Genomic DNA, 26,221 nt, shown 5'->3' on the forward strand with positions numbered 1-26,221 from the left:
ATGGCGGTCACCGACGAGGCGATCGAGAAGATCAAGGAAATGATCGTCTCCGGCGCACTGCGACCCGGCGACCGGCTGCCGAAGGAGAGCGAACTCGCGGCGGAGCTGGGACTGTCCCGCAACTCGCTGCGCGAGGCGGTGCGCGCCCTGTCACTGATCCGGATCCTGGACGTCCGGCAGGGCGACGGCACCTATGTGACCAGCCTCGACCCCCAACTGCTGTTGGAGGCGCTGAGTTTCGTGGTGGACTTCCACCGCGACGACACGGTACTGGAGTTCCTCGCGGTGCGCCGGATCCTGGAGCCCGCCGCGACCGCCCTGGCGACCCCGCGGATCAGCGCGGCCCGACTCGACGCCCTTGAGGAGCAGTTGGACGCGCTGGGGGCGCGGCCCTCGGTGGAGCAGTTGGTCGCCTGCGATCTGGAGTTCCACCGCGGCATCGTGCAGTCATCGGGCAACTCGGTGCTGTGCTCGCTGCTGGACGGCCTGTCCGGACCGACCACCCGGGCCCGGGTGTGGCGCGGTCTGACCCAGGAGGACGCCGTGGAGCGCACCCTGCGCGAGCACCGCGCGATCCTCGGCGCACTGCGCGCCCGGGACGCGGAGGCGGCACGTTCCTGGGCGACGGTGCACATCGCGAGCGTGGAGCAGTGGCTGCGCGCGACGCTGTGACCGCGGGCGTCAGTCCGGACGGTTGAGGCCGTAGACCCGGGCCGCGGTACCGCCGAGCACCGCCGCCCGCTCTGTGGGGCCCAGATCGGCGACGCACCGCTCGGCGAGCGCGAGCACCTGGCCGTAGCCGGCGGCCAAGGTGCACACCGGCCAGTCGGAGCCGTACATCACCCGCCCGGGGCCGAAGGCGTCCAGGACGTGCCGGGCGTACGGAAGGATCCGCTCCGGCGTCCAGGACCGCCAGTCGGCCTCGGTGACCAGGCCGGACAGCTTGCAGACGACGTTCGGCGCGGCGGCCAGCTCGGTGATCAGACCGGCCCACGGCTGCCACTCGCCGCGCGCCACGGGTGGTTTGGCCGCGTGGTCGAGGACGAAGACCAACTCCGGAAGCTCCCGTACGGTGTTGACGGCGGCGGGCAGTTCGCGCGGGGTGACCAGCAGGTCGTAGACCAGGCCCGCCTCCGCGACCCCTGCCAGGCCGTGCCGTACGTCGGCGCGGCACAGCCAGCGCGGATCGGGCTCGTCCTGCACCTGGTGCCGGATCCCGGCCAACCGGTCGCCACCGGTTGCGGCGGACAACCGGGCGAGTCGGTCGCCGAGTCGGGAGTCGGTGAGGTCGGCCCAGCCCACGACCGCGGCGATCCGGTCCGACTCCCCCGCCAGCGCCAGCAGTTCCTCCGTCTCCGCCGAGGAGGAGCAGGCCTGCACCACAACGGTGGCCTGGATGTCGTGGGCGTCCAACTCCGGTGCCAGGTGGTGGAGATGGTAGCTGCGGCGGATCGGGTCGGCCCACGGCCCGTCCATCCAGGGCTGCTCACGCCGGGACAGGTCCCACAGGTGGTGGTGTGCGTCGACGCGCATCGGTCACCCTTCGGTCGGCAGCGGAACGCTCTCGCCCAGCAGTCCCCGGTCCACCAGGTCGTACCACAGCGCGTCGGGGATGTGCCGGCCGAACAGGGCGGCGTTGTTCCGCACTTCGGCGGCACCGGCCGCGCCCACGACAGCCGCCGCCACGGCCGGGTGCCCGAACGGGAAGCGCAGCGCCGCCGCCCGTAGCGGCACGCCGTGCCGCGCGCACGCGTCGCGTAGCGCCAGCGCCCTGGCGACGAGGTGCGGCGGTGCCTCCCGGTAGTCGAACGGCGCCCCCGGCCCGGGGTCGGCGAGCAGGCCGGAGTTGTAGACCCCGCCGACCACGACCGAGGTGCCCCGCCGTAGGCACACCGGCAGCAGGTCGGCCAGCGCGGACTGGTCCAGCAGCGTCCAGCGCCCCGCGCAGAGCACCACGTCGACGTCGAGGTCGGCGACGAACCGGGCCAGCGGACCGCTGTGGTTCATCCCGAAGCCGATCGCGCCCACCGTCCCGTCCGCGCGCAACTCGGCCAGGGTGGGGAAGGCCGTCTCATGCACCTCCCGTTCCCTGCCCTCCACATCGTGCAGGTAGACGATGTCGACGGCGTCCGTGCCGAGGCGCGCCAGGGACGCCTCCAGGGTGGCCAGGACGCCGTCGCGGGTCAGGTCCCACTCGCGGGCGCGCGGCGGGGTGTCGACGAACCCCTGGCCGTCCACCGCCTCCCCGGGCGCCAGGGGGCGCAGCCTGCGGCCGACCTTGGTGGACAGCAGGTACGTGCCGCGGTCCCGTCCGGCCAGCACCCGGCCGAGCCGCTCCTCGGCCAGGCCCAGCCCGTAGTGCGGCGCGGTGTCCAGGTAGTGGCATCCGGCGTCCAGCGCCGCGTCGACCACCGTCCGCGCGTCGTGCTCGGTGACCGCGCGGTAGAGGTTGCCGAGCGGGGCGGTGCCCAGGCCGAGCGGCGGAACGTGGACGTCCGAACCGCCCAGCTTTCTGAGGCCGGTGGGGTGCGGCACGCCGGACCCCACTCAATCCTGCCGCTCGCCGCTGGCGAAGCGGGAGATGACCAGGGCGACGATGATGATCGCGCCGTTGAGGAACTGGTTCCACAGCGGTGGCACTCCGCCCAACGTCATCACGTTGACCACCAGTTGCAGGGTGAGCACACCGGTGAGCGCGCCGAACAGGGTGCCGCGGCCGCCGCTCAGGCTGATGCCGCCGATCACCGCCGCGGCGAACACCTGGAAGATCCAGCCGTTGCCCTGGGTGGCGGAGACGGATCCGTAGTGCCCGGTGTACAGCACACCGGCGAAGGCCGCGAGCACACTGCCCAGGCACAGTACGGTCCAGGTGACCCGGTCCACCCGGATGCCCGCCGCCCGTGCGGCCTCCGGGTTGCCGCCGATCGCGTACAGCGCCCTGCCGTGCCGCAACCAGGCCAGCGCGCAGCCGCCCAGCGCGTACAGCGCCAGGCAGATCCACACCGCGGCGGGCACCCCGAGCCAGGCGGCCGCTCCGAGGTAGGAGAAGGAGCCGGGGACGGTGACGATCGACTGCCCCTGGGAGATGCCTACCTGCAGTCCGCGCAGCATGGTGAGCATGCCGAGGGTGGCGATGAACCCGTTGACCCGGAGTTTGAGGATGAGGAAGCCGTTGACGGCGCCGATGGCGAGCCCGACCAGCAGGCAGAGCGGCACCGAGGTCCAACCGGGCAGCAGTCCGAGGCCGTTGAAGCGCCCGCCGTGCGCGGGCAGCACCAGCCACATGGCGATGACCGGCGCGACCCCGATGGTCGACTCCAGTGACAGGTCCATCCGCCCGCTGATCAGGATGAGCGCCTCGGCCAGCACCAGCAGGCTCAGTTCGGTGGACTGCTGGACGACGCCGACCAGGTTGTCCGTGGTCAGGAAAGCGGGCGAGACGATGAACCCGATGACGCAGAGCACCAGGACCACCGGCAGCAGTGAAAGGTCCCGCAGCCGGGCCAGGTCGGGCCGGGAACCACGGCTCATGGCACGGTCCCGGCCCGGTGGGGCGTCGGCGGCCAGTGGTCGGGTGGTGTCGGTCATTGCCCGCCTCCCTGTCGCTCGGTGACGCCTTCCATGGCCGCGACCAGTGCCTGGTCGGTCCAGCCGCGGTCGAACTCGGCGACCACGCGCCCGTGGAACAGGGCCAGCACCCGGTCGCACACCCGTAGGTCGTCCAGTTCGTCGGAGACGATGACCGCCGCCCGACCCGCCCCCGCCACCTCCCGCACCACTGCGAGCAGCGCCTCCTTGGACCTGACGTCCACGCCCGCCGTCGGCCGGATCGCCACCAGGCAGCGCGGCTCCCTGGCCAGGGCGCGGGCGATGACGACCTTCTGCTGGTTGCCGCCGGACAGCCCGCTGACCGGCTGGTCGGGACCCGCCGTCTTGATGTCCAGTGCGGCGATCGCGCGGCTGGCGAACGCCCGGGTGCGGGACGGCAGTACGGTCCCCCAGGGGCCGAGTTGGTCGGCCACGGTGAGGGTGGCGTTCTCGGCGACGCTGCGGTTGAGCACCAGGCCCTGCCGGTGCCGGTCCTCGGGTACGTAACCGATCCCGGCGGCCAGCGCGTGCGGCACGCTGCCCGGGCGTACGGTGCGCCCGCACACCGTGATCCGTCCGGCGGTGGGCCTGCGCAGGCCCACCAGGGTCTCGCCGAGCGCGCTGCCGCCGCTGGCGGTGGCCCCCGCGACGCCCAGCACCTCGCCGCGCCGCACGGCCAGGTCCAGCGGCTCGAACTGACCGTCCAGGCAGAGCCGTTCGGCCCGTAGGACGGTCTGCCCGGCGGCCGGGGCCGCGGTCGCCGGAGCGTGCCAGGAGGTGCGGTGCGCCGGGGTCTCGCCGGTCATGGCGGCCACCAGCTCCCGTTGGGCGAGGTCCGCGACGGGGGCGGTGAGCACATGGCGGGCGTCGCGGTAGACGGTGACGGTGGTGCACAGCTCGTACACCTCCTGGAGGTGGTGCGAGATGAACAGGAACGCGACGCCCTGCTGTCGCAGTTCCCGCAGCCGGGCGAAGAGGCGCTGGATGCCGTCCGCGTCCAGTTGGGCGGTGGGCTCGTCCAGGATGATCAGCCGGGCGCCGAAGGACAGCGCGCGGGCGATCTCCACGAACTGCCGCTGCTCCACGCTCAGTTCCCCGGCACGCCGGGCCGGGTCCACCTCGACGCCGTACTCGGCGAGCAGCGCGCGGGCCCTGGAGCGCAGCCTGCCCCAGCGGATCAGGGCGCCGCGCTGGTCGAAGCGGTTCAGGAACAGGTTCTCGGCGACGGTGAGGTCGGGAACGACCATGGATTTCTGGTAGACGCAGGCCACTTCGGCCTGCCAGGCCGCGCGGTCCCCGGGCACGGGGGCGGGCAGGCCGCGGAAGGCGACGGTGCCCGCGTCCGGGCGGTGCAGTCCGGTCAGTATCGACACCAGGGTGGACTTGCCCGCTCCGTTGCGTCCCACCAGCGCGTGCGACTCGCCGGGGCGTACGGTCAGTTCGACGCCGTCGAGCGCCACAGTGGAGCCGAAGCGCTTGACGATGCCCTGTGCGTGGACGGCGGGGGGTGCGTCCATCACGGCTGCCTGCGCAGTTGGTTGGCCCACAGCTTCGGGTCGTCCACGTTGGCCTTGGTGACCAGGGGCGCGGGCAACTGGTCCTCCAGGCCGTTGGGTATGGCGACGATGGTCGACCCGTGGTCGGTGGCGCCCGGGTGGAAGCTCTTTCCGGCGAGCGCGGCCTTGGCGTAGTAGAGCGCGTACTCGGCGTACAGGTCGGCGGGTTGGGCGATGGTCGCGTCGATCTTTCCGGCACGGATGGCGTCGAACTCCTGTGGGATGCCGTCGTTGGAGACGATCGCGATGTGGCCCGCGGTGCCGACCGGTTTGAGCAGGCCCTTCTGCTGGAGCAGCGCCAGGGTCGGCTGGAGGAAGACGCCGCCCGCCTGCATGTAGATGCCGTTGATGTCGGGGTGTTGGGCCAGGACGCTCTGGAGCTTGGCGGAGGCCACATCACCCTGCCAGTTGGTGGGCAGCGCGAAGACCTGGGTCCGGGGGTACCTGGTCTTCATGCAGTCGCCGAACGCCTGGGAGCGGTCCCGGCCGTTGACGGAACTGAGGTCGCCCTCGAACTCCACGACCCTGCCCCGCCCGCCCAGCCGCTGCCCGAGGTACTCGCACGCCTTGGTGCCGTAGGCGCGGTTGTCGGCCCGCACCACCATGTAGACCTTGCCCTTGTCGGGCCGGGTGTCCACGCTGACCACCGGGATCTTCCTGGCGGCCAGTTCGCCGAGTGTGGAGGCGACCGCTCCGGTGTCCTGTGGGGCGATGACCACGGCCTTGGCGCCCTGGTCGATGAAGGCGTGCACATCGGCGACGAGTTTGCCGATGTCGTTCTGCGAGTTGGAGACCGGAAGGGCGGAGACGACACCGCTCTTGACGCCCTGGTTCACGTACTGCGCGTACGAGTTCCAGAAGTCGCTGTCGGCACGCGGTAGATCGATGCCGACCTTGCCGGAGGCGCCCGCGGCGGTGCTACCGCGGTTGCAGCCCGCCAGCGCGACGACGGCCAGTAGGGCGGCACACGCCGCCGCGGCGGTTGAATGAAGTCTCATGGGGACCTGCCTTTCGCTGTGCGCGCCGAGGTGCGTTGGTGGCGGTGCCCGCGGCCGGCGGCCGCTGATCGACACCGTGGCACCGCCGGACCGCGTGGGTTGTGGTCGCTCGCCGCGACCCGGCGGAGGCCGGACCGCTACCGCGTGAGCGGCCGCGGTCTGACCCCTTGCATGCCGCCGTCGACGGCCAACGCGGTCCCCGTCACCGCTGACGCGCCAGGACCGGCCAAGTAGGCGACGGCGTAGGCCACTTCGTCCGCCGTGACCAGCCGTCCCATCGGCTGGCGTGCCTCCAGCGCGGCCCGCTCCGCCGCCGGGTCGGCGGCCTGGTCGAGCAGGCGACCCACCCAGGGGGTGTCAGCGGTACCGGGGTTGACGCAGTTGACCCGTATCCCCTCGCGCACATGGTCGGCGGCCATCGCCAGGGTGAGCGAGTACACCGCCCCCTTGCTGGCGCTGTACAGGGCGCGTTGCGGCAGGCCCGCGGTGGCGGCGATGGAGCAGGTGTTGGTGATGGACGCGGCGCCGGGCCGCTCGTGCGCGGCGCGCCGCAGATGCGGCAGGGCGGCGCGGGCGGTCCGCACCATTCCGAGGACGTTGACGTCGAGCACCCGGTGCCATTCTTCGTCCGGGTTGTCCTCCACGGTCCCGACGCTGCCGATTCCGGCGTTGTTGACCAGGATGTGCAGGGCGCCGAGTTCGCCGGCCGCCTCGGCCACGGCGGCGCGCACCGCCTCGTCGGAACTGACGTCGGCCTTCAGCGGCAGGCATCCGGTGGGGGCGCCGGACGGGTCCCGGTCCAGCACGGCGACCCGGGCACCGCGTGCGGTGAGCAGGGCGGCGGTGGCGGCGCCGATACCGGAGGCGCCGCCGGTGACCAGGGCGGCGAGCCCGGTGAAGTCATCTGGGTGCGGCATCAGTTGGCCTCCTTCGCGGTGGCGGACCGGGCCCGCCAGACGGGTCCGTCGGGGTAGCGGTGGGCGGCCAGCGACTCTGGGCGCATCCGGGCCGAGAAGCCGGGCGCGGTGGGCGCGCGGTAGCGGCCGCCCTCGATGACCACGGGGTCGGTGAAGTGCTCGTGGAGGTGGTCGACGTATTCGATGACCCGGCCGTCAAGGCTGCCGGAGACCGCCGCGTAGTCGAACATCGCCAGGTGCTGGACGAGTTCGCACAGTCCGACGCCGCCCGCGTGCGGGCAGACCGGGACGCCGAACCTGGCGGCGAGCAGCAGGATCGCGATGTTCTCGTTCACCCCGGCGACCCGGGCGGCGTCGATCTGCACGAAGTCGACCGCCCCGGCCTGGAGGAGCTGTTTGAAGACCACGCGGTTGGCCACGTGTTCGCCGGTGGCGACCTTGACCGGCTGACCGGCGCGTACGGCGGCGTGCGCCAGGATGTCGTCGGGGCTGGTGGGTTCCTCGATCCAGTACGGGTCGTACGGTGCCAGCGCGCTCATCCAGCCGAGGGCGTCGGAGACGTCCCATCTCTGGTTGGCGTCCACCGCGATGCGGATGCCGGGGCCGACCGCCTCCCGGGCCAGCCGCATCCTTCGTACGTCGTCGGCCAGGTCGGCGCCTATTTTGAGCTTGATCTGGCCGAAACCGTCGGCCACCGCCTGCTGGGCCAGTTTGACCAGCTTCTCGTCGGAGTAGCCCAGCCAGCCGGGCGAGGTGGTGTACGCGGGGTAGCCGCTCGCCTTCAACTCCGCGACGCGCGCGGCCCTTCCGGGCATCGCGGCGCGCAGGATGTCCAGCGCCTGCTCGCGGTCGAGGGCGTCGGTGACGTACCGGAAGTCCACCAGGTCGACGATCTGCTCCGGCGGCATGGCGGCGAGGAACTCCCAGACCGGCAGGCCCGCCCGTTTGGCGGCCAGGTCCCAGACGGCGTTGGTGAGCGCACCGGCCGCCATGTGCGTGACGCCCTTGTCCGGCCCCAGCCAGCGAAGTTGGGAGTCGCGCGTCAACCGCCGGTGGAATCCGCCCAGATCGCCGACGACGCTGTCCACCGCGCGGCCTTCGACGTGGGGGCGCAGGGCTCGGATGGCGGCGGCTGCCACCTCGTTGCCGCGTCCGATGGTGAAGCAGAAGCCGTGGCCCTCCAGACCGTCCGGCGCGTCGGTGCGCAGCACCACGTACGCGGCGGAGTAGTCGGGGTCGGGATGCATGGCGTCCGAGCCGTCCAGCCGTTCCGAGGTGGGAAACCTGATGTCGTGGACCGCGACCTCGGTGATGGTCGGACTCATACATCCCCCAGAAAGACATCGGATCTTTCCTTGGCCCTCCGATGTATAGCGCTACGGCTTCTCTCGGGTCCATAGGTGTGCAGCAAATTCAACGAGAAGACGCAGGGTGACACCTCGGATGTCTTGCGGTGGCGGGACTACGCCTCCATCGGCAGTCGGTGGAGGCGGGGAGACCGGTCCGGGTTGGCTCACTAGTGCCTAGGGCTGCGGACCCAGGCGGCGAAAGCCGTAGGCTGGTGGCGCAAGAAAGACCAGACACACGTGCCCCGGTCCCCGGGGCGCCGCAGGACAGCAAAGCCGCGGTGGCGCACAGCCGCCGGGGCCGGAAGGAGGCGCTGGGTGATCGAGCTCGCGGGGGTACCCGAGCTGATCGACCCGGTCATGGTGGCCGCGTTCGAAGGCTGGAACGACGCCGGAGACGCCGCGTCCGCCGCGGTCGCGCACCTGGACCGGGAGTGGAAGGGCGAGGTGTTCGCGGCCCTCGACGCCGAGGACTACTACGACTTCCAGGTCAACCGGCCGACCGTATGGCTGGACGGCGGCACCCGGAAGATCACATGGCCCACCACGCGGCTGTCCGTGGTCCGTGTCCAGGGCCCCACACCACGCGACCTGGTCCTGGTCCGGGGCATCGAGCCCAGCATGCGCTGGCGCTCCTTCTGCAACGAACTCATGGGGTTCGCCCACGAGTTGGGCGTGGAGATGGTGGTGATCCTGGGCGCGCTGCTCGGCGACACCCCCCACACCCGCCCGGTACCCGTCACCGGCGTCACCTCCGACCCGGACCTGGCCCGCACGCTGAACCTTGAGGAGTCCCGGTACGAAGGCCCGACGGGCATCGTGGGCATCCTCCAGGAGGCCTGCACCCACGCGGGCATCCCCACGGTGAGCCTGTGGGCGGCGGTGCCGCACTACGTGTCCCAGCCGCCGAACCCGAAGGCGACCCTGGCGCTGCTCAACCGCCTGGAAGACCTGATCGACCTGCGCATCCCGCCGGGCGAGCTACCCGAGGACGCCCGCGCCTGGCAGCTCGGCGTCGACCAGTTGGCCGCCGAGGACAGCGAGGTCGCCGAGTACGTGCAGACGTTGGAGGAGGCCCGGGACACCGCCGAACTCCCCGAGGCCTCGGGCGAGGCGATCGCCCGGGAGTTCGAGCGCTACCTTCGCCGCCGGGACGGCCAGCCCGGCTCGCACGCCACCGAGAGCGGGGAGACCGGTCCGTTCCTACGCGGCCCGCAGCTCGCCCGGGACGATGAGCGGGCGGACCAGGAGGACGGCGACCCGGAGCCCCCCGAAGGCCCGGAGGAATCCGGCCAGTAGCCCGTGCGTGATGTGTGAGGGGCGCCCACCAGTGGTGGGCGCCCCTCACACATGAGTAGAACCGGGTGCCCCGGACCGGGGCACCCGGTTGCCGATACGTTTCTTCCGTTCTCTGTCCGGGCCGCCCTACAGCGCGACGCCGAGCAGCGCGTCCACCGCCCGGGAGACCAGTCCCGGCGCGCTGGTGTCCGTACCGCCCTCGGCCTCCTGCGCCGCCGCCCAACGGTCCACGGCGGCCAGCGCGGCGGGTGCGTTCAGGTCGTCGGCGAGCGCCTCGCGGATCTCCTCGACCAGCGCGTCGGCGGACGGCCCGTCAGGACGGGACACGGCCGCACGCCACCGGTCGAGCCGTGCCTCGGCCCCCGCCAGCACCTCGCCGGTCCACTCCCAGTCGGCGCGGTAGTGGTGCGCCAGCAGGGCGAGCCGTATGGCGGCCGGGTCGACGCCGTCCGTGCGGAGCTTGGAGACGAAGACCAGGTTGCCCTTGGACTTGGACATCTTCTCGCCGTGCAGGGCGACCATCCCGGCGTGCACGTACGCCTTGGCGAACGGGAACTCACCGGTCAGCACCTGGGCGTGCGAGGCGCCCATCTCGTGGTGCGGGAAGGCGAGGTCGGAGCCGCCGCCCTGTACGTCGAAGCCCATACCGAGGTGGTCCAGCGCGATGGCCACGCACTCGATGTGCCAGCCGGGTCGGCCGGGCCCCAGCGAGCCTCCGTCCCAGCTCGGCTCACCGTCGCGAGCGGCCATCCACAGCATCGGGTCCAGCGGGTTCTTCTTGCCCGGCCGGTCCGGGTCACCGCCGCGCTCCGCGGACAGTCGGCGCATGACGGCCGCGTCCAGCCCGGAGACCTTGCCGAAGTCCGGGTCGGACTCGACGGAGAAGTAGACGTCGCCGTCGAGTTCATACGCCGCGCCCGCGTCCCGCAGCCGCTCAACCAGCGGCACGATCCCGGGAATGGCCTCCACCGCGCCGATGTAGTGCCGCGGCGGCAGCAGCCGCAGGGCCGTCATGTCCTCGCGGAACAGAGCGGTTTCGCGCTCGGCGAGCTCGGTCCAGTCGATCCCGGTCTCGGCGGCCCGCACCAGCAGCGGGTCGTCGACATCGGTGACGTTCTGTACGTAGTGGACCTGCCGCTTCGTGTCGAGCCACACGCGCTGCACGAGGTCGAACGCGGTGTAGGTGGCCGCGTGCCCCATGTGGGTGGCGTCATAGGGGGTGATGCCGCATACGTAGATGCGGGCTACGGGACCGGGGTCCAGGGTTACCAGACCGCCCGTCGCGGTGTCGTGGAGGCGGAGTTCGCGTCCCCTGCCGGGCAGGGCGGGAACCTCCGAAGCGGGCCAGGCATGCATGCCTTGAGCCTAACCGGATGCGCGTTCCGGATACGACCCGGGACCAGCAGGGATGGCCGGATTCACGGTCTTGTGTTCTGCGGCCTGATGTGATCCACGGCCACACCCTCACGGCCGAAGGGCCCGAAAAGCGGCGAGGACGTCAGACCGGCGGCCAGGGAATCGCGGGCCAGCGCCCGCTCGGCTCCGGATGGCGGCCGGTGGTCAGCAGCGTTTCCACCCGGGCGCGCAGCGCCGCCAGCTCGGCGTCGGTGAGCAGAGGGGACAGCCGCTCGCCCAGGTCGTCGCCAAGGGCCTCGGAGAGCCTCTGAAGCGCCGTACGGGCGTCCTCGGTGAGTGGCTCGCCCGCCCAGCCCCACAGCAGGGTGCGCAGCTTGTCGTCGGTGTGGAACGAGACGCCGTGGTCGATGCCGTACAGGTGGCCGTCCGCGGTGGGCAGCAGATGGCCGCCCTTTCGGTCGGCGTTGTTGATCACGGAGTCGAGCACGGCGAGCCGCCGCAACCGCTCGTCGTCGGCGTGCACCAGCAGCGCGGTGCGCCCCTCGCCCACCTCGGCGAAGGCCACCGCCCTCCAGCCGTCGCCGGGCTCGTCGTCCTCGACCAGCGCCAGTAGCTCGGCGCCGGGGTCAGCCTCGATCCACAGCTGGCACATTCCCTCGCCGTACGGGCCGTCGCGCAGCACGGTGGGCGGCACCAGGTCCCAGCCGGTGGCATCGGAGACCAGGTAGGCGGCCACCTCACGGGCGGCCAGCGTGCCGTCGGGGAAGTCCCACAGCGGCCGCTCACCGGCTATCGGCTTGTAGACGCAGTTGGCCTTGCCGCCGTCGTACTGCACGGTGCAGTACAGCACCGCGTTGGAGGCCTCCCGCACCTGTCCTCGGACGGTCAGCTCGCCCTTGGCCAGCAGCTCCACGCCGCCGGCACCCTGCGGGCGAGCGGACCTCAGCCCGCCCGGCGGTACCCGTTCTGGCGCGGGCATACGTGTCCTTCCGGATCGAGGGGCAGGCTGCACAGCGGGCACGGCGGACGGCCCGCGGAGACCACGTCCAGGGCCCGTTTGGCGAACGACCTGGCCTGCGCCCCGGTCAGTCTCACCCGGAGCATCGGCGGGCCGTTCTCCTCATCCTGGAGCAGCATCTCCTCCGCCGCCTCCAGGTCCTCGGAGGACAGCTCGGAGTCGGCGTCGATCTCCACCAGCGCCTGGGCCTCAAGGATCATTCGCTCGGCGGTGGTGTCCCAGGCCAGCGCCATGGTGCCGACCCGGAACTCCTCCTCCACGGGAGTGTCGAGCGGCGCGGTGTCGTTCAGCTCGGCCGGTGCCACCGCCGGTACCGCGGCGCTGCCGCCGCTTCGCCGTACGACCTCGTCCAGCAGCTCGTCGATGCGCTCGGCCAGCGCTTCCACCTGTGTCTTCTCCAGCGCCACAGTGGTGGTGCGGCCGGCCGCGGTCGCCTGGAGGAAGAAGGTGCGCTGACCCGGCTGCCCGACCGTACCGGCCACGAACCGGTCCGGCTGCTCGTAGAAGAACACCTGACGGGGCACGTCCCGCTCCGTTTGCTCGGCTGTCTGTTTACTTGCTCGCTTCACGTACCAGCACGTGATCGAGCGGAATCCGCGGCACCACCCTACTGCGGAAGCCGATCACGGTGCGCCGGTGGCTCCGCCGACCACCGCGTCGTCACCACCTGCGAACGGTGCCGCCGGGCGGGGCAACAGCCCGGCGAACTCCCCTGTGTCTCCGAGGCGCAGCAGATACGGGCGCACCGGCGTGTACCGGATGGCCGTGATGGAGCAGGGCTCCACCGACAGCCGTTGGAAGAGGTCGAGGTGTATTCCCAGCGCGTCCGCGGCGATCGACTTGATGATGTCGCCGTGCGAACAGACCAGGTACATCGCGTCCGGGCCGTGGCGCTCCTCGATCCTGGCGTTCCACTCCCGCACCGCGTCGACGGCGCGAGCCTGCATGGCGCGCACCGACTCCCCCTCGTCGCCCGGGAAGACGGCGGCCGACGGATGCTGCTGGACGGTCTGCCACAGCGGCTCGTCCGCCAGCTCGGCGAGCTTGCGGCCGGTCCAGTCGCCGTACCGGCACTCGCCGATCCGGTCGTCGGTGTGGCTGGGCAGCTCCGGCCGGGCGTCCAGCAGTGGGCGCACGGTCTCGCGGCAGCGCTGGAGCGGACTGGTGACCACGGCGGTGATCGGCAGCTCGGCGAGCCGCCCGGCGAGCGCCGCCGCCTGGGCGCCGCCACGCTCGTCCAGGCCCACACCGGGGCTCCATCCGGCGAGAACTCCGTCGGCGTTGGCGGTGGACCGGCCGTGCCGGACCAGGATCACGATGGGCATGGTTCCGAGCGTACGGCCACGGTCCGACAACGCAGAAGCGCCGAGCGCGATCTTCCGGTCCCCGTGTGGTGGCCGGACGGGCAGCGGAAGCGCTGGTTCGTTGGCTCTGGAGGGTGACTCGCGGACACGGTGACATGCCGCCCGAAATCCGGGTGAATCGCGGGGGGTTGGCCGCCGCGGGCCGCCTCTTGGCCGCGGTGCCGGTCCGCAGCGGCCCACCTCCCTGGCCCAGCCCACGTGCTGTATCGGTTCTCCACCCATCACAGCTGGGTCGTACGGCGTAACCCTTCGTCCCGCGGTGCGTTGTGTTCGGTGACGGCCGTGGCGGGGAAGACGCCCGAGCCCCCACCACGGCCGCAGAAACGTCACCACACCGCGTCCGCCCGTCCACCGCGCACCACCGTCCGGTCCGGTACCGCCTCCCCCGCACACGCCCCAACGCCGTCAGTGGGGCTGGGTAAGGTGCGATGGGATCGGTGGTACGCCAGGGGACGGGATCGCGAAGCAGTGAACATGTTCAGCAAGGCCGCCAGACGCCACCCGACGACCGCGCGGCCGGGGCCGGCCGGCTCCGACTGGTCCCCGTACGATCGCCTCGACGACGCCGCCCGCGCCTACTTCCTGCACGCCGACATCGCGTTGGAGGCGATCGGGGGCGTGCTGGGCCGCCGCCGGGTGCGCGGCTTCACCCTGGAGCGGGTGGTCGACCTGACGGAGTCCGGTGCCTCGGTCTGGCAGGAGGCGGCGGTCTGCGACGGTCGGCGGCTGATCCTGTGGCACAGCGAGGAGTTGACGGACACGGCCGCCCCGGGCGGCACCGTGCTGGACTCCTCGATCCAGGTGCTGCCACTGGACGCCATCGGCCACGTGGGGATGCGCACCCTGGTCGGCCGCGACGAGCGGGGGCAGCGGGTGGACCGCGGGGTCTATCTGGTGCTGGCCACGGCGACGCCGCACGAACTCAGCGCGGTGCAGACCGATCCGGACTCCCCGGTGGCCTCGGCGCGGGTCCGCCCCGAGGCGTTCCGATTCAGCAAGTCCCTTGAGGACGGCGGGCCGGGGCAGATAGCGCGACTGATCGAGTTCGGCAGGCTGTTGGGACGGCTGGTGCCGGGCTGACGCCGCGGGGGTCCTGTTGGGCCGCTGGGCGGCTCCTGTTCAGGCTTCGGCTGGCTCGGCGGCGCCGTAGGACCGCCGAGCCAACCGATGGTCGCGGATCAGGCCAGTCCGGCGCGCTCGACGGCCTCAACTCCGGCACGCAGCGCGGAAACCCGCTCGTCCAGGGTGAACCCGGCGGGCGAGAGGGTCAGCGTGGTCACGCCCGCCTCGGCGTACGCCCGCATCCGGTCGGCGATCCGGTCGACCTGGCCGAGCAGACAGGTCTTGTCGATGAGGTCGTGCGGCACCGCCGCGGCGGCGCCCGCCTTGTCGCCGGACAGGTACTTGTCCTGGATCTCGGCGGCTTCCTTCTCGTAACCCATGCGCTGGGCAAGGCGGTTGTAGAAGTTCTGCTTCCGGCTGCCCATGCCGCCCACGTACAGCGCGGTGTAGGGACGGAACTGGTCGGCCAGCGCCTGGATGTCGTCCCCGATCGCGATCGGCAGCGTCGGGCAGACGTCGAAGCCCTCCAGCGTCTTGCCCACCCGCTCACGACCGGCGCGCAGCGAGGACAGCGCGGTCTCCTCCAGGTGCTCGGCGGCGGGGAAGATCAGCAGCGCGCCGTCGGCGATCTCGCCGGTCTGTTCAAGGTTCTTCGGGCCGATCGCCGCGATGTACAGCGGGATGTACTCACGCACCGGGTGCACCGTGAGCTTCAGAGGCTTGCCCGGGCCGTCGGGGAGCGGCAGCGTCCAGTGCTCGCCCTGGTGGGAGAGGCGCTCGCGGGACATCGCCTTGCGGACGATCTCCACGTACTCACGGGTGCGGGCCAGCGGCTTGTCGAACTTGACGCCGTACCAGCCCTCCGAGACCTGCGGTCCGGAGACGCCGAGGCCGAGCCGGAACCGGCCGCCGGACAGCGAGTCCAGGGTCGCCGCGGTCATCGCGGTCATGGCCGGGGTGCGCGCCGGGATCTGGAAGATCGCCGACCCGACGTCGATGCGCTCGGTCTGCGCCGCGACCCAGGACAGCACGGTCGCCGCGTCCGAGCCGTACGCCTCGGCGGCCCAGCACACCGAGTAGCCCAGCCGGTCCGCCTCGCGCGCCACGGCGAGGTTGTCCGCGTCCATTCCGGCGCCCCAGTACCCGAGGTTGATCCCGAGCCGCATTCCGCTCGCCATACCGCTCCCCTTACTGATCAGTAACGTCGTCCTCTCCGGGACTGTAGCGCGGACCGCGCCGATCGGCGCCTGTCGGATGTGCCACACCGCCACGCGACCGGCCGGCGAGCGTCCACGTTCCCCGTGCCCGGTCAGCCCGGCCGACACGCCACCTAGAGGCGCTCCCCGGCCCCCGGGCCGAAACGGCGAACCGTACACCCCGCCCCGGGCAACACCGCGCCGCGAACCTCAGTAGTCTCACCCGGCATGGAGCAAAGGCATCTCGGCCGTACCGGGCTGCGCGTCTCGCGACTCGGGCTCGGCACCTTGACCTGGGGGCGTGACGTCGAGGAACGGGAGGCCGCCGACCAGTTGAAGACTTTCTGGGAGGCTGGCGGCACCCTGGTCGACACCGCGGATGTCTACGCCGACGGGGGCTCGGAGTACCTGCTGGGCCGACTGCTGGAGAACCTGGTACCACGCGACGACCTGGTGATCGCCACCAAGGCGGGCAGCGTCCCGGACCCCGACCGGCGGTTCGACTGCTCGCGCGGGCACCTGCTCTCCGCCCTGGACGCCTCGCTGCACCGACTCGGCACCGACCACGTCGACCTGTGGCAGGTGCACGCCTTCGACCCGGCGACGCCGCTGGACGAGACGCTCCAGGCCCTCGACATCGCGGTCGCCTCCGGCCGCGCCCGGTACGCGGGGGTGTCCAACTTCTGCGGCTGGCAACTGGCCAAGGCCGCCACCTGGCAGTCGGGCGCCGTCGGCCGCACCCGGCTGGCCGGGGTGCAGATGGAGTACTCGCTGCTGCAGCGCGGTGTCGAACGCGAGGTGCTGCCCGCCGCGTTGGACCTCGGCGTCGGCCTGCTCCCCTCCTCTCCGCTCGGCCGCGGCGTCCTCACCGGCAAGTACCGGAACGGCACACCGGCGGACTCGCGCGGCGGCTCGGAGCACATGGCTGCGTTCGTCGCGCCGTACCTGGACGAGACCGCGCGCCGGATCGTGGACGCGGTGGTCACGGCCGCCGACGGTCTGGCGGTCAGCCCGTTGCATGCCGCCCTCGCCTGGGTACGGGACCGTCCCGGAGTGGCCGCCCCGATCCTCGGTGCCCGTACCGCGCAGCAGCTCAGCCAGGCGTTGTCAGTGGAGGCCCTTACGCTTCCGGATGAGATCAACCAGGCGTTGGACGATGTCTCGGCGCCGGTGCATCGCTATCCCGACCACGACTGGAGCACGCTGTGACCTACAGGCGTCGCCCCAGCCGAGCAGCGAACGGAGCAAGGCAGTGAGCACGGACCGTACCCCGGCCGAGGACGCGAACCCCGCGGCCCACCCGACCGGGCAGCCCTCGGAGGAGCTGGCCCGCCTCGCCGAGGCGGTACGGGCGATAGAGCGCGGCGACCACACGGCACCCCGAACCGAGCGACCGGCACCGCCCGAGCGTCCCGCCGCTGAGGCTGCGCCCGCGGCCGCCCAGCCGTCCGCGTCCGCCGCCGTGCGCCCGGTCGCGCTGTCCGGCGAACCGGTAGAGGCGGCCCGCCAGGTGCTGGCCCGTGGCAGCGCACCGCAAGCCCTCGCGGAACCGGCCGTGGACCGGCTCGGCGAGCGGGCCGGAGAGCTGCTGGCCGAGGACCCATGGCTGGTGCTGTCACTGCCCGGCGTGCGGGTCGACCAGGCCGACGGCTTCGCCCGGACGCTGCTGGGCGCCTCCTGCCGTCCTGATGACGAGCGGCGCGGCCGGGCGGTGGTCGGCTGGCTGCTGGAGCGGGCCGCGGAGGCCGGGCACACGGCACTCGAGTGGTCGGTGCTGACCGCGGCGCTCCAGAAGCAGTCGGTCTCCGACCCGGACGGAACGCTGCGCAAGGCCGTGGAGGACGGCCAGTTGATGGTCTTCCACGACGAGCAGGAGGGCGCGGCGCCCGATGACGAGGCACCGGTCACCTTGCTACTGGGACTTGACCGCTACGCGCTCGCGGAAGAGAGCCTCGCGGACGGTCTGGTAAGACTGTTGAACACCTTTGAGACGGCCGCGACCCCCTGGGAGCCATCCGAGACCGAGTCGCCCTCCCCATCGGCGACGCAACTGATCCTCGCCGTCGCCGGAAGCGGCCTGACCGCGCACACCGGCGGCGAGGCCGCCCGCGCCGAACCCGCCGCCCTGGTGACGGCGGCCCGTGCCGCCGGCCTGCGGGCCTATGCGGCGGCGCACACCGAGAACGGCAGGCGACGGCTGGCCGAACTGCTAGGCGCCGACGGCGGGCAGGCCGCGGTCACCGTGGATGGGCTGCTGTCCGGCGGCGAAGGGCCGGGGCGCCGCGCGGACGGCACGCTGGAGCTGGATCTGCTCGCCGTGCTGGACGCACCGCAGTTGGACGTGGAGCGAGCGGCCTCGCTGGTCGAATCGGTGCCGGACGGCGCCCGGTTGGTGCTCAGCGGGGATCCGGGCGTGCTGTGGTCGGCGGGTCCCGGTCGGGTGTTCGCCGATCTGCTTGCGGCGAAGGTGTGCCCGCAGGTCGCGTCCAGGACGCCGGATCCCGGGCCGATCGGGGAACTGGTCTCCGGTATCGGCATCGGGGAGTTGGCGCAGGTGGAGGCGCCGGAGCGGGAAGTGGTCATCGTCCCGGTGCGGGACGCCGGTGAGGCGGTGCACCGCACCGTGCAGCTCGTCGCCGACTCGGTTCCGCGCGCCCTCGGCGTACCGGCCGGGCAGACGCAGGTGATCACCCCGGGCCACGGCGGGGCGGCGGGCACCCGCGCGCTGAACGCCGCGCTCAAGGAGCGCCTCAACCCTGGCCCCGGCCGCTACGCGGGCTTCGACCCCGGCGACCGGGTGGTGTACGTCCCCGGCCCCGGACGCGCACTGCCCGGCACCGTGGTCTCGGCCGACCCGGACGGGCTGCGGCTGGACTGCGAGGGCGGCCCCGTGGTCGTACCGCGTGAGCAGGTGGCGTCGGCGGTGCGACACGGCTGGGCGGTGACGGCACACCAGGCGGTCGGGGCGCGCTGGCCCGCGGCGGTCGTGGTGCTGCCGGGGGACGCGGCGGCCACGCTGACCCGACAGTGGGTGTACTCGGCGTTCAGCCGCGCCGAGCGCCATCTGTCAGTGGTACAGGGCATCGACGAGGCGCTGCCCCGGGTGGTCGCCGAGGTGCCTGCGAAGGACCGTACGACCCGGTTGCGCACGGTCCTTCGCGAGCAGACGGCCGAGGGGTGAGCGCGGGGCCGCCGTCAGCGCTACGGGTCCAGTGACTCCAACTCGTCGTCGAACACGGCGCTGACGTCGAACCGGCAGACGATCATCTCCGGGTCGGCCTGGTCGAAGGGGGCTGCCAGCCACTCCCCCGGTTCGGCGGGTTCCACCGCCGTGACCCAGAGGGTGGAGTCACCTTCCTCCAGTCCGAACTCCTTGTGCCTGGAGGCGATTTCGTCCGGTTCGTACTCACCGAACAACGCGCCGAGCCCGGCGTTGACCCCGCTGCCGCCCCCGGTGACGGCGTCCGCCACCCGCCCCGCCTGGGCGATCAGGCGCTGCGGGTCGGCGACCGTGTAGTCACGCCGGATCAGCACGCTGACAGCGCTCGGCTCGTCGGGGCCCGCGTACGCGGGCAGGGTGTCCCCGGCCGGGACCTCGAACGGGGTCACCTCGTCGTGGACGTCGTAGAGCAGCTCGTCGTAGGTCTCGGCTGCCGCGGCCAGGGAGTCGAAGGCGGCGAGGACGGCCGGATCATCCTCGCCCGCGCGGTTCTCGATCGCGGCCAGATGGCGGTCGATGGCTGCTTTGACCGCCTCGGCGGCGGCGCGTACCTCGGCAACGGTGGGCTGCGCGGCATCAGACATAGTGCAGACGCTATCCGTACAGGGCGGTTGCCCGCACAATAGATTCGATGCCGGAATACGAATTTCAAGACGTGTACGTGCCCAGGGGTGTCTCCCGTAACGCCACCCGGCGCCTGTTGACCGACCACGCGGAGTACGGGCACTGGGAGTTGGACCGGTTGCGGCTCTATCCGGACGGCAGTCGCAGGGTGCGGTTGCGCCGCCGGATCATTCGCCAGGTCCGCGCCAGCTGGTGACCACGAGACACCGCCGACAGCCGGACGGGGTGGCCGCACCGTGCGTGGTGCGGCCACCCCGTCCGGATCAAGACGGTGCCCGAGGCAACAGCGCGATAAGGCTCAGCGCCTGGCCAACCGGCCCCGGCGGTAGAGCACGTACCCACCGATCAGCAGCCCGGCACTGGCGGCGCCGATCGTGCCGAGCTGGTCCGCACCGGTGTGCGCCAGGGTGGGGGCCGCCGCCGTTGAGAGCGGCTGCGAGTGCGCCAGCACCTGGTGCGCGGGCTGGGCCGACACGTGGTTCACGTGGTGCACGGGCGCCTGCGGCTGGTGAGGCTTGGCCGGCGGGGCGACGGACTGCGGCGGCGGGGTGTACGCCTGACCACTCTCCGCCGGGCCGCCGTTCTCGCAGGAGTTGCCGAACACCGGGTTCAGCACCCCGACCACGTCGATGCTGTTACCGCAGACGTTCACCGGTACGCCGACCGGCACCTGCACCACGTTGCCGGAGCCGACACCGGGCGAGCCCTTGGCCACGCCATGCGCCTGGGCGCCGCTGCCCTCGTGGTGGCCCTGGTACCTGCCGTGGTCGTCGCCGTGATTGTCTTGCCCGACGTGCCGGTGGTCGCCCTGCCAGTTGCCGCCATGGCCCTGGTCACCCTGACCGTGGTCGTGGTGCCCCTGGTCGCCCTGGCCCTGACCGGTGTGGCCGTACCCGTCCTCGTGGCGCTCCGAGCCGTTCGCACAGCTGTTGCCGAAAGTGGGGTTGAGCGCCCCGACCACGTTGACGGTGTTACCGCAGGCGTTGACTGGCACGCTGACCGGCACCTGGACGTTGTTGCCCGACACGACACCGGGCGACCCCACGGCAGCGCCGCTGGCCCCCGTGCCCGCAAAGGCATAGCTGCCGCCGGTGACGGCCAGGACACCGCCTGTCGCGACGGCGGTAATCAGGCCCTTCTTCGCGACCTGTCTCATGGATTCCCTGCCTTCTGGTGTACCTGAATACCCGCGGGCCCAGGCCCGCGATGAGGGAACGGGCGGATGAGTTCGGTTGAGATTTTCCGACCATTCCCGGACTATCACCGACGGCCCTGGAGCAAAAGGGAGGTGCCCCAGGGCCGAGCGGGACCAGACCGTTACCGGGTCCGACTCAACGTCACTTGTTGACGCAGGTGTTGCCGAAAGAGGGGTTGAGCAGCCCGACAACATTGATCGTGTTGCCGCAGACGTTCACCGGAACCGAGACCGGAACCTGGACGACGTTGCCGGAGACAACACCGGGAGAGCCGATCGCGGCACCCTGCGCACCAGAGTCAGCAACGGCCAGGCCCGCGCCTGCGAGCACCAGACCGCCTGTGGCGGCCGCGGTGGCGACAACCTTCTTGAGCATTTATTCCTCCTCGTTGAAACAGTGCGGTCCCAGCCGCGGACCGCACTGATCTAACGAGGTTCATAAGGCAGGGCAACGAGCCCCTGTTTCCATTCACCCTTTCCGACTACTTCCGCACAGGCAGTCGAATAAAGGTCGCAGGGATGCGTTCAGGACTGGTCCAGGAACCGGTCCAAGACGCGCACACCGAACTTCAGCCCGTCCACCGGAACGCGCTCGTCCACACCATGGAACATTCCGGCGAAGTCAAGCTCCGGCGGCAGTCGCAACGGCGCGAACCCGAAGCAGCGAATGCCCAGGTCGTCGAACGACTTCGCGTCCGTACCGCCGGACAGGCAGTACGGAACGGCGCGCGCGATCGGGTCCTCGGCGCGCAGCGCGGACTGCATCGCGTCCACCAGCGCCCCGTCGAAGCTGGTCTCCAACGCCTTGTCGGCGTGCACGTCCTCGCGCTTGACCTTCGGCCCAAGGATCCGGTCCAGGTCTGCCAGGAACTCCTCCTCAAGGCCGGGCAGGAAGCGCCCGTCGACATGCGCGGTGGCCTGCCCCGGAATGACGTTGACCTTGTACCCGGCACCGAGCATGGTCGGCGCGGCGGTGTTGCGCAGCGTGGCGCCGATCAGCTTGGCGATGCCGCCGAGCCTGGCGAGCGTGGTCTCCATGTCCTCGGGATCGAGCGGAATGCCGAGCGCGTCGGACAGCTCGTCCAGGAAGGACCGTACGGTCTTGGTCACCCGGATCGGGAACTTGTGCCGCCCCAACCGGCCGACCGCTTCGCACAGTTCGGTCACCGCGTTGTCGTCGTTGGTCATCGAGCCGTGGCCCGCGGTGCCCTCGACCGTGAGCCGCATCCAGTGCATGCCCTTCTGGGCCGTTTCGACCAGGTACAGCCGCAGGTTCTCGTTGACGGTGAAGGAGAAGCCGCCGACCTCGCCGATGCCCTCGGTCACGCCCTCGAACAGTTCGGGGTGGTTGCGCACCAGGTGCTTCGCCCCGTAGACGCCGCCGGCCTCCTCGTCCGCGAGGAAGGCGAGCACCACGTCGCGCGGCGGCTTGCGCCCGCTGCGCAGCCGGTCCCGCACGACGGCGAGCGTCATCGCGTCCATGTCCTTCATGTCGACCGCACCGCGCCCCCAGACGCAGCCGTCGGCGATCTCACCGGAGAACGGGTGGTACGTCCAGTCGTCGGCGTTGGCCGGTACGACATCGGTGTGCCCGTGGATCAGCAGGGCCGGCCGGGACGGGTCCTCCCCTTCGATCCGGGCCACCGTGGACGCCCGCCCCTTGTGCGACTCGAAGATCTGCGGTTCAAGCCCGACCTCGGCGAGCTTCTCCGCGACGTACTCGGCGGCGGCGCGCTCACCGGGACCGGAGTGGTCGCCGTAGTTGCTGGTGTCGATCCGGATCAGGTCGCGGCACAGATCGACAACCTCGTCCTCACCAGTGATCGTCCGTGCCGGATTCGACTCGCTCACGCTGCCTCCTTGTTCGCCGATGCACCCACGCGGGGTCCCCGCCATCCTCTCTCGCCGCACCACCACACCCCAAGGTCCCCGGCCACCGTCACATGCCCGTCACACAGGGCATCCCCACCAGGGCCCCGCCTAGTCGAGGGCCTGCGGACGTGATCGAGAGTGGCCAGATGTTTGCTATGGTTAACCCCGTCGCCGAGGCGACAACCCGGTCCGGGTGGCGGAATGGCAGACGCGCTAGCTTGAGGTGCTAGTGCCCTTTATCGGGCGTGGGGGTTCAAGTCCCCCCTCGGACACCAGATCGAATAGCCCCTCACCAGGGGCTTTCGTCATTTCTAGGCTGTGGCGTGACCAACCACGTGACCAACAGCCCAGCCGATCCCTAGACCAGGGTCGACAGACCTACTCGGCTGGCGTTGCTCGCAGCCAGCTTCTTCGCACCCTCAGCACGGCGCTTGCCGTACCGCTCCATCGTGCAGCCCGGCGAGTGGTGCCGTACGTTCGCCGAGACCTCCACAGGGTTCTCTCCGGCATCCAGGGCGTTGGTCACCCAGGAGTGACGCCAGTCATGGATACGGAAGCCCTCCGGGCAGGCCCAGCCTGGCCCGAAGGGTCCTCCACCGTGCGGAGACCTTCTCAGGGTCCTGCGGGCCCCTGCTCGGTCCGCCTTGAACAGCTTGAAGCCATCCCTGGCGAACACAAGATCATGGTCATCCCAGCCGCGCCCAAGGCGCTCGATCTCTGCCTCTTGCCGCTCCTTCTGTCGCTTGAGAACGTTCATCAGGGATTGATCAACGTAGATGATCGCGTTGTCGTCTCCATCCTTGGTCAGCTTCCGTAGTCGGAAGCTGTTGCCTTCCTCGACTACGACCCAGCCGAGTTCGATGGCGCAGTCGTCCCAGTGGATGAGTGACCACTTCATGCCCAGTGCCTCACTGCGGCGGACGCCAGTTACGGCCGTTGTCGTCCACAGAGGCGCGTCCCGCAGATGGAACGTGATGTCCTCAAGCGATCAGTGGTCCTGTGGGTCAAGGAGGCGACGAAGTGACAGTTGCGGACTTCATCGCCGACCAGAGGACCAGCCACCGAGTACCGCACGCCGTCTCCTGCCGGGCTCTTGAGGTCTCGCAGTCCTGGTTCTACAAGTGGCTGGGGCGCCCGCCGACCCGGCGTGATGAGCGTCGTGCCGATCTCGCCCTGGCAGTGAAAGAGGTATTCGACGCCTCGGGCCGCACTTACGGCTCCCCACGGGTCCACATCGAGCTGCGCGAACATGGTTGGCGAGTCTCGAAGAACACGATCGCCAAGATCATGGCCGAGCTCGGCCTGGCCGGCCGCGTCAAGACGCGGAGGCGGTCGCTGACCCGGCAGGGCAAACGGCCCGTCGCCCCGGACCTGGTCCAGCGGAAGTTCACCGCTCCGGCACCGGATGTCGGTTGGTGCGGGGACATGACCGAGATCACCACCGATGAGGGCAAGTTCTACCTCGCCACCGTCATCGACCTGCACTCGCGCCGTCTGCTCGGCTACGCGATGGACGCCCACCACGACACCGAACTCGTCGTCGGCGCCTTGAACATGGCCGCCGTGACCCGCGGTGGTGACGTGGCCGGCGTCATATTCCACACCGACCGCGGCAGCGAATATACGTCCAAGATCTTCGGCGACGCCTGCGACCGGCTGGGCGTGGTGCAGTCCATGGGCCGCGTCGGGTCGGCTCTGGACAACGCGATCGCCGAGGCCACGAACTCGACGCTGAAGGTCGAGTACATCCACCGCCACCGCTTCCACACCCGGGCCGAGGCCCGCATCAAAATCGCGACCTGGATCACCGACTGGTACAACCCACGCCGCAGGCACTCGGCATGCGACTGGCTGTCACCCATCGACTACGAGAACCGACACCACATCAGAGAACAGCAGCCCCAAGCTGCTTAACAAAACCCTCCACGCACAGAGGGGATAGACAGCTCGTCCGGCCACCCGGACGGGCGTGGGAGCAGCGGCCGCGGCGGCCTCCGCCTCGGCCTGGCAACGGCATCCCGTCCGGGGCGACGTCGGCCATCCCGGGCCGACGTCTCCGGCGGCGGCTTCAGCGTGCATCGCCGAGCCGGTGCGCCAGCCGGGCGGTGTCGGCGAATAGTAAGGCACGCTCCCGTCCTGAGGCGTCGGGAACCCCGAGTTCACTCCGCCAGACTGGATGAACCGGGACCGAATACCCATAGTTGCCTGATGTCAACTACCAAGCTCCACAGACCCAATCTAATCGTCTCCGGAGAGAAGTTGCGCGTCGTCGAGCACGATGAACGGGTCTCGCACGACCGCACGGATGATCGCTTGGAACTCCTCGATCAACGCGCGCATCGTGTCTTCCTCGAACAGCTCCGGCGAGTAGACCAGCAGTCCGTCGAGCTTGCCCGGCCCGGTGACGGCGATCTTCATCTCCAGGTCGAACCTGACCGTCATGTCGGGAATCAGGTACGCGGAGGTGCGCAGCCCGGCGAATGCCGGCATGTCATCGTCGGTGACGCCGAGGAAGGCCCCCATGTGGGAGTTGGTGTTCTGGAGCTCGAAGAGGATCCCGATGTCCGCGGGCCTCTCCCCGGGGTTTTCCGTCCGCAGGCGGCCAAGCGCGTCGCTCAGAGTCGCTTCCTGGTTGGCGAACGCGCCCAGCACCGCGGTGCGGACATCACCCAGCAGGTCGACGAAACGGGGTTTGCCCGGTAGCCGTGACCGAATGGCGAGCAGGTTCACCAGGTTGATGATCAAGCGCTCACGTTCGGCCGTGGTGCGCCCCGAGACGGGAGTGCCCACCGTGATGTCCTCGCGCCCGGTGCGGCGGCGGAGCAAGGCGTGGAAGACCGCGACGACAGTCATGAAGCCAGTGGCCCCGTGCGTGCGTCCGACCTCCATCAGCCGCGCCCGGAGCGGGGCCGGTACGGAGAAGAACAGCGGGGCGCCCGATCCAGTCGGCACGGCTGGCCGTGGTCGGTCGAGGGGAAGTTCGCACGGCAGTGCGCCGGCGAGTCGGTCAGACCAGTAAGCGATCTGCTTCTCCATGTGCCCACTGCCGATGACTGACTGTTCCGCGGCGGCGAGTTCGGCGTAGCCATATTCAAGCGGCGGCAGCAATCGGTCAGGGTCGCTCCCGTGGCATGCGGCCAGGTAGCCGATCTCCAGTTCTCGGAAGAACTGTGCCACCGACCAGTCATCGAAGACGACGTGATGACCGACGACCAGCAGGACGTGATCATCCTCCGTCATCCTGACCAGTGCGATCCGAAGGACCTCGCTGGCCAGATCGAACCGCCGCCGCGAGAACTCGACCGAAAACTCCGCCAGCCGGGCCTCCGCCGCGTCGATGCCGGTCAGGTCAACTCGTTCGACAGCGAACGAGTCCAACCCCTGTATTGCGCAGGACAACTGCCCGTCATCGCCCAGACGCAACGAACAACGGAGCGACTCATGTCGGGAGACGATTCCACGGATCGCTTTGAGCATGGCCTGCTCGTCGAGGTATCCCAGGATTCGTAGTCCAGTTGGAACGTGATACACACTCTCCGCAGCCATTTCCTCGGCGATCCAGAGGCGCTGCTGCCCCTGGATGGGAGTCGTCCACACTGGCGACATAGTG

At 70.7% G+C, this 26,221-nt stretch carries 25 protein-coding genes and 1 tRNA gene; 8 read left to right on the forward strand and 18 right to left on the reverse strand.

Features of this window, described 5'->3' with window-relative positions; all coding sequences use genetic code 11:
• Positions 1 to 672 (forward strand): FadR/GntR family transcriptional regulator, encoded by a 672-nt coding sequence (locus P3G67_RS07255; protein WP_276092695.1) that lies wholly within the window; start codon positions 1 to 3, stop codon positions 670 to 672.
• Positions 673 to 681: 9 nt separating this feature from the next.
• On the opposite strand, the gene P3G67_RS07260 is transcribed toward P3G67_RS07255, so the two are convergent.
• From P3G67_RS07260 to P3G67_RS07290, 7 genes are all read right to left on the reverse strand, one after another.
• Positions 682 to 1,533: an amidohydrolase family protein gene (locus tag P3G67_RS07260; protein WP_276092696.1), complete on the reverse strand. Its 852-nt coding sequence runs from the start codon at positions 1,531 to 1,533 to the stop codon at positions 682 to 684.
• Positions 1,534 to 1,536: 3 nt separating this feature from the next.
• Entirely contained in the window at positions 1,537 to 2,535 is a 999-nt protein-coding gene (locus P3G67_RS07265; protein ID WP_276092697.1) for an aldo/keto reductase, read from the reverse strand.
• A gap of 12 nt (positions 2,536 to 2,547) precedes the next feature.
• A complete protein-coding gene (locus P3G67_RS07270) occupies positions 2,548 to 3,588 on the reverse strand; it encodes an ABC transporter permease (protein WP_269855049.1) in 1,041 nt (346 codons plus the stop codon).
• On the reverse strand, positions 3,585 to 5,105 hold the full coding sequence (locus P3G67_RS07275; protein ID WP_276092698.1) for a sugar ABC transporter ATP-binding protein: 1,521 nt from the start codon (positions 5,103 to 5,105) through the stop codon (positions 3,585 to 3,587). The genes P3G67_RS07270 and P3G67_RS07275 overlap by 4 nt, the downstream gene beginning before the upstream one ends.
• Positions 5,105 to 6,142: a sugar ABC transporter substrate-binding protein gene (locus P3G67_RS07280; RefSeq protein WP_276092699.1), complete on the reverse strand. Its 1,038-nt coding sequence runs from the start codon at positions 6,140 to 6,142 to the stop codon at positions 5,105 to 5,107. The genes P3G67_RS07275 and P3G67_RS07280 overlap by 1 nt, the downstream gene beginning before the upstream one ends.
• 137 nt (positions 6,143 to 6,279) lie before the next feature.
• Complete coding sequence (locus tag P3G67_RS07285) at positions 6,280 to 7,059, reverse strand: SDR family NAD(P)-dependent oxidoreductase (protein WP_276092700.1); 780 nt, start codon at positions 7,057 to 7,059, stop codon at positions 6,280 to 6,282.
• The gene (locus P3G67_RS07290) at positions 7,059 to 8,384 is read right to left on the reverse strand and encodes an enolase C-terminal domain-like protein (protein WP_276092701.1); all 1,326 of its coding nucleotides are present in this window, start codon (positions 8,382 to 8,384) and stop codon (positions 7,059 to 7,061) included. Before P3G67_RS07290 ends, P3G67_RS07285 begins: the two co-directional genes overlap by 1 nt.
• Positions 8,385 to 8,723: 339 nt before the next feature.
• Between P3G67_RS07290 and P3G67_RS07295 the strand changes: the two genes are divergently transcribed.
• Positions 8,724 to 9,704: a PAC2 family protein gene (locus P3G67_RS07295; protein WP_276092702.1), complete on the forward strand. Its 981-nt coding sequence runs from the start codon at positions 8,724 to 8,726 to the stop codon at positions 9,702 to 9,704.
• A 126-nt stretch (positions 9,705 to 9,830) separates the two neighbouring features.
• Here the strand turns inward: P3G67_RS07295 and mshC are convergent, their stop codons facing one another.
• The 4 genes from mshC to P3G67_RS07315 all read right to left on the reverse strand — a co-directional run bounded on the left by mshC (position 9,831) and on the right by P3G67_RS07315 (position 13,403).
• Positions 9,831 to 11,060 (reverse strand): cysteine--1-D-myo-inosityl 2-amino-2-deoxy-alpha-D-glucopyranoside ligase, encoded by a 1,230-nt coding sequence (gene mshC, locus P3G67_RS07300; RefSeq protein ID WP_276092703.1) that lies wholly within the window; start codon positions 11,058 to 11,060, stop codon positions 9,831 to 9,833.
• 142 nt (positions 11,061 to 11,202) lie between these two features.
• Positions 11,203 to 12,039: an SCO1664 family protein gene (locus P3G67_RS07305; protein ID WP_276092704.1), complete on the reverse strand. Its 837-nt coding sequence runs from the start codon at positions 12,037 to 12,039 to the stop codon at positions 11,203 to 11,205.
• Positions 12,003 to 12,602: a DUF3090 domain-containing protein gene (locus tag P3G67_RS07310; RefSeq protein ID WP_269855057.1), complete on the reverse strand. Its 600-nt coding sequence runs from the start codon at positions 12,600 to 12,602 to the stop codon at positions 12,003 to 12,005. The genes P3G67_RS07305 and P3G67_RS07310 overlap by 37 nt, the downstream gene beginning before the upstream one ends.
• 99 nt (positions 12,603 to 12,701) lie before the next feature.
• Positions 12,702 to 13,403 (reverse strand): histidine phosphatase family protein, encoded by a 702-nt coding sequence (locus P3G67_RS07315; protein ID WP_269855058.1) that lies wholly within the window; start codon positions 13,401 to 13,403, stop codon positions 12,702 to 12,704.
• A gap of 513 nt (positions 13,404 to 13,916) precedes the next feature.
• Between P3G67_RS07315 and P3G67_RS07320 the strand changes: the two genes are divergently transcribed.
• Positions 13,917 to 14,522, forward strand: coding sequence for a hypothetical protein (locus P3G67_RS07320; RefSeq protein WP_276092705.1), 606 nt, complete (start codon positions 13,917 to 13,919; stop codon positions 14,520 to 14,522).
• A 98-nt stretch (positions 14,523 to 14,620) separates the two neighbouring features.
• Here P3G67_RS07320 and P3G67_RS07325 read toward each other — a convergent pair whose 3' ends face one another.
• Entirely contained in the window at positions 14,621 to 15,670 is a 1,050-nt protein-coding gene (locus P3G67_RS07325; protein ID WP_269855162.1) for an LLM class F420-dependent oxidoreductase, read from the reverse strand.
• A gap of 258 nt (positions 15,671 to 15,928) precedes the next feature.
• On the opposite strand from P3G67_RS07325, the gene P3G67_RS07330 reads away from it, so the two are divergent.
• Together P3G67_RS07330 and P3G67_RS07335 are read left to right on the forward strand one after the other, a co-directional pair.
• A complete protein-coding gene (locus tag P3G67_RS07330) occupies positions 15,929 to 16,909 on the forward strand; it encodes an aldo/keto reductase (protein ID WP_269855060.1) in 981 nt (326 codons plus the stop codon).
• Positions 16,857 to 18,881, forward strand: a complete 2,025-nt coding sequence (locus P3G67_RS07335; protein ID WP_391858212.1) for a helix-hairpin-helix domain-containing protein — start codon at positions 16,857 to 16,859, stop codon at positions 18,879 to 18,881. Before P3G67_RS07330 ends, P3G67_RS07335 begins: the two co-directional genes overlap by 53 nt.
• A gap of 20 nt (positions 18,882 to 18,901) precedes the next feature.
• On the opposite strand, the gene P3G67_RS07340 is transcribed toward P3G67_RS07335, so the two are convergent.
• Entirely contained in the window at positions 18,902 to 19,504 is a 603-nt protein-coding gene (locus tag P3G67_RS07340) for a hypothetical protein (RefSeq protein WP_276092707.1), read from the reverse strand.
• 47 nt (positions 19,505 to 19,551) lie between these two features.
• Here P3G67_RS07340 and P3G67_RS07345 point away from each other — a divergent pair, with 47 nt between their 5' ends.
• Positions 19,552 to 19,740, forward strand: a complete 189-nt coding sequence (locus P3G67_RS07345; protein ID WP_276092708.1) for a DUF5703 family protein — start codon at positions 19,552 to 19,554, stop codon at positions 19,738 to 19,740.
• A 102-nt stretch (positions 19,741 to 19,842) separates the two neighbouring features.
• Here the strand turns inward: P3G67_RS07345 and P3G67_RS07350 are convergent, their stop codons facing one another.
• The 3 genes from P3G67_RS07350 to P3G67_RS07360 form a co-directional block, all read right to left on the reverse strand.
• On the reverse strand, positions 19,843 to 20,700 hold the full coding sequence (locus P3G67_RS07350; protein ID WP_276092709.1) for a chaplin: 858 nt from the start codon (positions 20,698 to 20,700) through the stop codon (positions 19,843 to 19,845).
• 181 nt (positions 20,701 to 20,881) lie between these two features.
• On the reverse strand, positions 20,882 to 21,115 hold the full coding sequence (gene chpH / locus P3G67_RS07355; RefSeq protein WP_276092710.1) for a chaplin ChpH: 234 nt from the start codon (positions 21,113 to 21,115) through the stop codon (positions 20,882 to 20,884).
• A gap of 149 nt (positions 21,116 to 21,264) precedes the next feature.
• Positions 21,265 to 22,590: a M20/M25/M40 family metallo-hydrolase gene (locus tag P3G67_RS07360; protein ID WP_276092711.1), complete on the reverse strand. Its 1,326-nt coding sequence runs from the start codon at positions 22,588 to 22,590 to the stop codon at positions 21,265 to 21,267.
• 208 nt (positions 22,591 to 22,798) lie between these two features.
• Here P3G67_RS07360 and P3G67_RS07365 point away from each other — a divergent pair.
• Positions 22,799 to 22,886 (forward strand) — tRNA-Leu (locus tag P3G67_RS07365).
• An 83-nt stretch (positions 22,887 to 22,969) separates the two neighbouring features.
• Here P3G67_RS07365 and P3G67_RS07370 read toward each other — a convergent pair.
• Positions 22,970 to 23,509: a hypothetical protein gene (locus tag P3G67_RS07370; RefSeq protein WP_276092712.1), complete on the reverse strand. Its 540-nt coding sequence runs from the start codon at positions 23,507 to 23,509 to the stop codon at positions 22,970 to 22,972.
• A 122-nt stretch (positions 23,510 to 23,631) separates the two neighbouring features.
• On the opposite strand from P3G67_RS07370, the gene P3G67_RS07375 reads away from it, so the two are divergent.
• Positions 23,632 to 24,525: an IS3 family transposase gene (locus P3G67_RS07375; protein ID WP_276092713.1), complete on the forward strand. Its 894-nt coding sequence runs from the start codon at positions 23,632 to 23,634 to the stop codon at positions 24,523 to 24,525.
• A gap of 324 nt (positions 24,526 to 24,849) precedes the next feature.
• Here the strand turns inward: P3G67_RS07375 and P3G67_RS07380 are convergent, their stop codons facing one another.
• Positions 24,850 to 26,208, reverse strand: coding sequence for a condensation domain-containing protein (locus P3G67_RS07380; RefSeq protein ID WP_276092714.1), 1,359 nt, complete (start codon positions 26,206 to 26,208; stop codon positions 24,850 to 24,852).
• Between the last annotated feature and the right edge of the window lie 13 nt (positions 26,209 to 26,221).

Source organism: Streptomyces silvisoli, assembly GCF_029269905.1.
In the GTDB taxonomy this organism is placed as follows: Bacteria; Actinomycetota; Actinomycetes; order Streptomycetales; family Streptomycetaceae; genus Streptantibioticus_A; species Streptantibioticus_A silvisoli_A.